Origin of the sequence: Ereboglobus sp. PH5-5, assembly GCF_029504805.1 — a bacterium.
Taxonomy (GTDB): domain Bacteria; phylum Verrucomicrobiota; class Verrucomicrobiia; order Opitutales; family Opitutaceae; genus Ereboglobus.
Map to the genome: position 1 here is coordinate 123,965 of NZ_JAQFIT010000006.1, position 6,709 is coordinate 130,673.

At 56.1% G+C, this 6,709-nt stretch carries 7 protein-coding genes; 1 reads left to right on the forward strand and 6 read right to left on the reverse strand.

Annotated elements, in window-relative coordinates:
* Positions 1–106: 106 nt before the first annotated feature.
* A complete protein-coding gene (locus M2103_RS05400) occupies positions 107–1,132 on the reverse strand; it encodes an outer membrane beta-barrel protein (protein WP_277509228.1) in 1,026 nt (341 codons plus the stop codon).
* Positions 1,133–1,471: 339 nt separating this feature from the next.
* Between M2103_RS05400 and M2103_RS05405 the strand changes: the two genes are divergently transcribed.
* On the forward strand, positions 1,472–1,915 hold the full coding sequence (locus tag M2103_RS05405) for a hypothetical protein (protein ID WP_277509229.1): 444 nt from the start codon (positions 1,472–1,474) through the stop codon (positions 1,913–1,915).
* A 50-nt stretch (positions 1,916–1,965) separates the two neighbouring features.
* Here the strand turns inward: M2103_RS05405 and M2103_RS05410 are convergent, their stop codons facing one another.
* The 5 genes from M2103_RS05410 to M2103_RS05430 all read right to left on the reverse strand — a co-directional run bounded on the left by M2103_RS05410 (position 1,966) and on the right by M2103_RS05430 (position 6,563).
* Positions 1,966–2,880 (reverse strand): diaminopimelate dehydrogenase, encoded by a 915-nt coding sequence (locus M2103_RS05410; protein ID WP_277509231.1) that lies wholly within the window; start codon positions 2,878–2,880, stop codon positions 1,966–1,968.
* A 462-nt stretch (positions 2,881–3,342) separates the two neighbouring features.
* Positions 3,343–3,555, reverse strand: a complete 213-nt coding sequence (locus M2103_RS05415; protein WP_277509232.1) for a hypothetical protein — start codon at positions 3,553–3,555, stop codon at positions 3,343–3,345.
* 66 nt (positions 3,556–3,621) lie between these two features.
* Positions 3,622–4,467 (reverse strand): type I restriction enzyme HsdR N-terminal domain-containing protein, encoded by an 846-nt coding sequence (locus M2103_RS05420; protein WP_277509233.1) that lies wholly within the window; start codon positions 4,465–4,467, stop codon positions 3,622–3,624.
* An 87-nt stretch (positions 4,468–4,554) separates the two neighbouring features.
* Positions 4,555–5,784, reverse strand: a complete 1,230-nt coding sequence (locus M2103_RS05425; protein WP_277509234.1) for an ABC transporter permease — start codon at positions 5,782–5,784, stop codon at positions 4,555–4,557.
* Positions 5,781–6,563, reverse strand: coding sequence for an ATP-binding cassette domain-containing protein (locus tag M2103_RS05430; protein ID WP_277509236.1), 783 nt, complete (start codon positions 6,561–6,563; stop codon positions 5,781–5,783). The genes M2103_RS05425 and M2103_RS05430 overlap by 4 nt, the downstream gene beginning before the upstream one ends.
* Between the last annotated feature and the right edge of the window lie 146 nt (positions 6,564–6,709).

Consider the following 6,709-nt stretch of genomic DNA (forward strand, 5'->3'; position numbering starts at 1 on the left):
AACTCCCAGGGCGTCAATATATCATAAAACAAAACCCCGATGGCATTTTCGCCACCGGGGTTTCGCTGCTTAAAGCTGAATAATATTAATCCGTTTCGGGATTATATTAGAATTTGAAGACGGCTTGAACACCGGCGAACCACTTGCTCTTGCCGTAAAGATCCTTCGCGAGTTTCTCATACTTGGTGTAGCTGACCTCGGCGCCGACGCTGAGGTTTTGGGTGACAGCGTAGGAGGGCTGTGCGGAAACCTTCCAGAATTGTCCTTTGCCGGAAGCGCCCAGTTTGATCTTCTCCTGTCCCATGCTTACACGGCCAGCGAGGCTGAGCTTTTCGGTGAACTGCTGCTTAACCATCACAAGGCCGTAGTAGTCCTCGACGTTGACGCTGGAGTTTTCACGGCTCTTGCTGTAGAAGAGTTCCGCGCCAATCGTGGTTTTGTTATTGATGACGTATTGAGCCCAGACGTCGGCAATGTAGGTATCGCCCCAGAGGGTCGGATTGTAACTAGGAGCATCATCGCGGGTGTTCTGGTAGGCGAGCGTGGCACCGATGGAGAGCGCGCCGTCATTGTAGCCGAAGTGGCCTTCGACACCGTATCCGTCGCTGAGGCTGCCATCACCGCGGTATCCGCCTTCGATATTATAGACGGAGTTAACAACCGCGACGCCGAAGCTCATCTTGTCGAGGGCGTAGTCGAAACGGATGCCTTCGTGGAAGTTCGGAATGATCCATCCCATCTCGTCCGTGCCGTAGGTGATGAAGTTGCAGTTCGGAATATCGAACGCTTCATAACCGATCCAGCTCTGGAAGCGGCCGCCGGTGATGCTGAAACCGTTGCCGATATCGTAGGTGGCGTTGGCTTCGAGGACGTAGAGATCCTTGGCGCCGGCATCGGAGTAAACGCTGATCTTGGCGGTGACGGGAGCGAAATTAAACGCAAGGCCAATCTTGGCGGCGTCGAGATCCATTTCGGTATCCGAGTTGCCCTTGTCGGGCTTCGTGTATTGGACGGAACCTGCGGCGTAGCCGTAGACGCTCACATTCTGGTGAATGGCAACGTCGGCGCGAGCCGAGAGAGCAAAAGCGGCGGCGAGAGCCAGACCGGCAACTTTGATGATGTTCTTGTTCATAGTTTGGTTAGGTGTTCTTTCAGTGATTAAGGGAGAATCTGGCGGGGTGAGCCGCCGCTGCTGCCTCAACAAGTCAAGATGCATTGAGACAGCCAACTCAGACAGCAGGTGTCGAGGAAATGTTACAAAAAATTAAGTTGGGTTCAAAATTTAGCATGATTTTTTTAAAATTTATAATCCTCTATACAACAACACAATGCGCACACACAGAACGAACTGAAATCTTTTTGCAAAAAATGTTTTCTTAAAAATCTCCCTAAATGCGCCCGCCATTCGCAAAAAACCGAGCCAAAATAATTCGCCCTCGCCCCTTCCCTCCCTCAAGACAACCTTTACCACATGACCACCGATCTCCCGCGCACACTAAAAATTTCCCGGCGGCCGCTTGCATCCTTTGCGGTGGCGCTGGCACCCTTGCTCGTGCTCGCGGCGGTTCTTTTTAACCAGCGCGGCTTTCAACCCATAATCCTCTTTCTCGCGCTCATACCGGTCGTTCTTTACGCCGCCGTCATCATCATTGTTTTTTCGCAGCGCATCACAATCCGTCCCGACGGCATCGAAACCGTCACCCTGTTTCGATTTCGCCGCTTTATCCGCTTCTCTGAAATCATCCGCACGGAAATCGACCAGCCCGCCGGACGCGACCGGCCCGTCCTCGCACAGATCCACACAAAAAATGCGCAAGACCCCGTGGTCGCCCTGAAGCTGAAAGCGCTCGCGCCCGAGGACGCCGCGTGGCTTTGCGCATTGCCGGAGTTGAAATCGGTGCGGGGCTCGACGTGAATCGACTTATGTCGATTTAATTCGGCAAAGGTCGCCCCAAAAGCGCGGCCTCAGACCAGCGTTTTTACGAGCGTCTCGCGGTCGCCGGGCAGCAAGTCCATTGGCGCGATTTCCGGCATCGTGTAGGCGCCGGGACGCAACCGCGTGGCCGCCGCGCGCGCGCACGCCACCATGATTTGCGCGGTCAGCGCGGGGTTGTTGATCCGCATGTTGAATTCGAGCAACTGGTTGTGCGTGCTGCCGCTCACGCCCTTGCGCACCATGTTCACGCCGTGCCCCATGTCCTTGAGCGCATCGACGCTCTCGACTTGAAACACCCGCGTGTCGTCCTTTGCAAAATAGTCGTCCGTCTTGATCGTCTTTTCGACGGCGGCGAGTTTCGCGCCCTTCTCAAGCTCGACGTAAACCATGCGGCGGTGCACGCCCGTGCCGGTGGGGATCGTCATCGAAAGCGCGTCGCGCACGCCCTTCTTCGACTTCGCGCAAACCGAGTGCCCCATGCTCATGCCGGGGCCGAAATTCGTGTAGGTGATCCCGCGCGGCGCCATCGCGAGCATCAACGTGCGCACCATCGAGTCGCTGCCCGGGTCCCAGCCGGCGGAGATCACCGCCGCGCACCCCGATGCCTTGCCCGCCTTGTCGAGCGACTGGCGCAATTTCCACAACGCCTCGCCGTGGATGTCGAAACTGTCCACCGTGTGAATGCCGCGCTTCAAATACTGCGGCGCGATTTCCGGAATGCTCCTCGTCGGCCCGCAAAGAATCGCCGCGTCAACCTTGCCCAGCTCGTCCACGTCGGCCACGACCTTCACGCCCGCGAGCTCCGGCGGCACGGCGGATTTTTTGACCGATGCGGCGCGGCGCACGACGCCCGCCAGCTTCATATCCGGCGCCTCGCGCACCGCATCGACCGCAAAACGACCGATGTTTCCATAACCCACGACAGCGATATTGAGAGTTTTCACAAATCGCACGCATACAAAAAACCGCCCGCGCCGTCACGCGGGAAAACCAAAACCCGGTCGACAATTATTTTTCAAAATACCGCGCGCGCGAAGAAGAAGCGAAGCCAAGGGCGAGTATTTGTGGGATTTAGCCGGTCGAGACATGGGATTAGCGTCGAGGCATGGGTATGAGCCGCCTTTGCACGCCAAAGGCGTGCCACAACTTAGCCCAGGGTGGAGGCTGCGACACCCTGGGGGCTTTGTTTTTAAAATTCAGCGCCCTGAATGGGCGCAACAAATCGTCACGAACCCCGCAACATTGTCGCGCTCCTTACAGGGCACCGGTCTGCGTGTTATTGGCAACCCGGGGTTGCGCGCTTTACGCGCACCCCGGGCTAAGTTGTGTGACGCCTTTGGCGTCATGCTTGCCACTATTCTTTCAACGCCTTGACCAAGTCCAAGCCGAAACATCGCGCGGCAGTTTCATCGCGCAAACACTTCGTCACGAACAAAGTGCAGCCGGATAATGAGGGGGGCGTCCATGGATTCGTCAAAATACGCCTCCACAGCCTCTTTTACGTTGGCGCGCAATTCGTCCAGACTGTCGCCCTCGGTATGAATGCCCGCGCCGGGAGCCGAGGCGGTATAGTCGCTGTTAACTTCGTCCTCACGCACATCGAATATAATCTCTTTCATGATGGGAGAAAGTTAAGAGGAACCATTTACATTCGCAAACTTGGTGTCCCCCAACAATGATAAGACTCATTGCGGGGCCTGCGGAACCGATTGATCCGACAAAACAGGAACAGCAGATACGGCAGTCTGTGCAGACTCTTGCGGTAATTGAACTGCCGCTTTACTCTTCTCGCGTTCCAATTTTTTGGCAACGCGTGTTATTTTTCTTTTCACATCATCGGCTTTATCTCCCTCAAGGACATCACGCTTGATGACTTCGGAGGCAAGAACCTCCTTGATCTCAGCCACGTCGACTTTAGCTTCAGGAGAAATTTTTTTCAATTCCCTGCGAATAGCCGCAAGAATAGGATCGCTCAATATTATAGCTCCGATAGCGAAACGACTAAGCACTTGTTTTTGTTGGTGATACTCATTGAGCAAAGATTTACTCTGCCCTTCTTTACTTAGAAGGTAGAGAGCCTGGAGATCATCCTCGTCCTTAGCATTGAGGTTATTAAACTGAAATGAAAGCAAAAGCTCTTGCCCTATTGGTTGAGCAAACGTGACTTTATACAAATTCCAAGTCTGCGCATTAGTGAGAATCACCCATTCTACACCTTGATTTGCTGCGTAATCTACAGCCTGCTTTGAATGCGCTTCCTTAAGATCAATATTGATAGCCTTAACCTCAACAAGGAGGGCAATCTTTCCATCGAGTTTAACAGCAAGATCACAATAAGTGCCCTTGATCATGTATTCCGCAGTAATTTCCGAATATTTGTCGTAGCCAAATAATTCAGCCAGTATGTCCTTTATAAGGGTGGATGTATCCGCCTCTCCAACATCGCGAGCTTTGGCTTGTTCAACAACAGGCTGAAAGCGTTTTAGGGTTTCTTTAAAGCGTGCTTCAATTCTTGCAGGTATGTTAGCCATGCGAAATTTATCTATTTATTCATGCGGGAACCGCGAGTTAAAAATTTCGAAATCCGCGACCTATACCATTTCAAAACTGATCACCCCTCACGCCCGGAAAATCACGCTTTCTTTTTTAAACATCCGCACGGCGATTGCCAGGGCGGCGGCGGCGTATACGCAGGTTGAGCCGAAGATCAGGGCGATCATGCCGATCGGGAAATTTCCCGAGACCATTTCCTTGCTCACAAGCGCCACGTTCAGGAGCGGCACGAGGGCGTATTTTGCGTTCAACTCCACGCCCGGGAGCATCGCAAGCGCCGCCGGCAATATGATCACGAAGATGAGCGGCGACACATAACTCTGCGCCTCCTTGTAATTCTTCGCGCACAGCGCCACCGAAAACAGCACCGCGGAAAACAACACCGCCAGCGGCACCACCAGCACGCACACGCCGAACAATCCCGGCAGGCTCACCGATATCTCCAGCCCGCCCTCCCCCACGACCTTCGCGCCTTGCACCGCCGCGTCGCCCGCGAGCAGGCGCACCGCGCCAAGCGCCGTCAGCGAAAGCGACGCGAGCGTGCACACCACCGTCACCAGCGACGCCGTCAGCACGAGCAGGAATTTGCCCAGCACCAGTTCCGTGCGCCCGACCGGGCTGCACAGGATCGTCTCCATCGTGCCGCGCTCCTTCTCGCCCGCCGTCAGGTCCAGCGCCGAATACATCGCGCCGGTGAAGCACAGCAAAATGAGCAAATATGGAATCAGCCCGCCGAGTTGCGCGCCGCCCACTTTTTCGGGCGGGGCGACGTTTTGCCTTTTTACGGTGAACGGGCGGTGGAAATCCGCGGGCAGATTTTTCGCGGCCAGGCGCGAGCGCACCATCTTGTCCCCATACGAGGAGAAAAAACGCGTCAGCTCCGACACCGCCGCGCCGGAATGCACGTCGCCCGCGTAATTATAAATCATCACCACAGGCGCTTTTCCCAATCGCGCCACGGTCGCGTCAAAGTCGTCCGGCACCTCAACCGCCGCGCGCAGTTGTTTGTTCTCGATCCGCGCCGCGTAATCATCCGCGAAGGGCACCAGTTTTATGCGTTTGTCGGCGGCAAACGCCGCGCGCAGCCGCGGCGAGTCCGCGCCGCCGATCAGCATCACGGTCGGGATTTCCTCGTAGGCCTTGCGCACGCTTTTGTAGCTGACCGCCGCCGCGCCAAACATGAGCACGGGAATGACGACGATTGGCACGACAAACATCGAGATCAGCGAACGCCGGTCGCGCAGCGTGTCGATCAGCTCCTTGCAATACACGGTGGAGATTTGCCGCCAGTTCATTGAGCGCCCCCCTTCAATCGCAGGTCGACGGAAGCCGGACTCCCGTCCGCCCCGCCAACCACGCGCACGAAGATTTCCTCCATGTCATGCTCGCCGTGGCGCGCGCGCAACTCCGGCACGCTTCCCTCGGCGAGCAATTTGCCGCCGTGCACAATGCCCACGCAGTCGCACAGTTTTTCAACCTCGCTCATCACGTGCGTCGAATAAACGACCGTCTTGCCGCGCTCGCGGCAACCGCGGATAAATTGCACGATTGTGCGCGCCGCCATCACGTCGAGCCCGATCGTGGGCTCGTCGAAAATCATGACCGCCGGGTCGTGGATGAGCGTGCGCGCGATGGACACCTTTTGTTTCATGCCCGTGGAAAATTTATCCACGCGCCGGTCGAGAAATTCATCCATGTCGAGCTCGCTTGAAAGCCGCCCGATGCGCGCGCCTATTTCCGCGTCCGCCAAGCCGTTTAGCCGTCCGAAATACACGAGCGTCTCGCGCGCCGTGAGACGTCCGTAGAGCGCGGTGCTTGCCGCCATGAAGCCGACGTTTACGCGGACTTTTTCCGGTTCGCGCGTGACATCGAACCCGTTGACGATCGCCGTGCCACCGGTGGGTTTGAGCAGGGTGGCGAGCATGCGCAGCGTCGTTGTCTTTCCCGCGCCGTTCGCGCCGAGCAACCCGTAGATGCGCCCCGGCTCGACGGTAAAACTGACATCATCGACCGCCCGAATCTCGCCGCGCTTTTTGTCGCGAAATACCTTTGTGAGATTTTGGACTGCAATCATTGGGGGAAATATTGGATGGCGGCGCGGATGCGACATCAAGCAAAACAAGGCATCCTCGACACACGCTGCGCCGGGGAAACCCGAGTTCAAGTCATAATGCCATTTGCGAACGAATTTAGACTTTGGAGCCAAGCGCGCGATCAAAT

Excerpts from the sequence above, each read along its gene's own strand:
- M2103_RS05420 (WP_277509233.1), bottom strand. The coding sequence starts at position 4,467 with ATGGCTAACATACCTGCAAGAATTGAAGCACGCTTTAAAGAAACCCTA.
- M2103_RS05405 (WP_277509229.1), top strand. The coding sequence starts at position 1,472 with ATGACCACCGATCTCCCGCGCACACTAAAAATTTCCCGGCGGCCGCTT.
- M2103_RS05415 (WP_277509232.1), bottom strand. The coding sequence starts at position 3,555 with ATGAAAGAGATTATATTCGATGTGCGTGAGGACGAAGTTAACAGCGAC.
- M2103_RS05430 (WP_277509236.1), bottom strand. The coding sequence starts at position 6,563 with ATGATTGCAGTCCAAAATCTCACAAAGGTATTTCGCGACAAAAAGCGC.
- M2103_RS05400 (WP_277509228.1), bottom strand. The coding sequence starts at position 1,132 with ATGAACAAGAACATCATCAAAGTTGCCGGTCTGGCTCTCGCCGCCGCT.
- M2103_RS05425 (WP_277509234.1), bottom strand. The coding sequence starts at position 5,784 with ATGAACTGGCGGCAAATCTCCACCGTGTATTGCAAGGAGCTGATCGAC.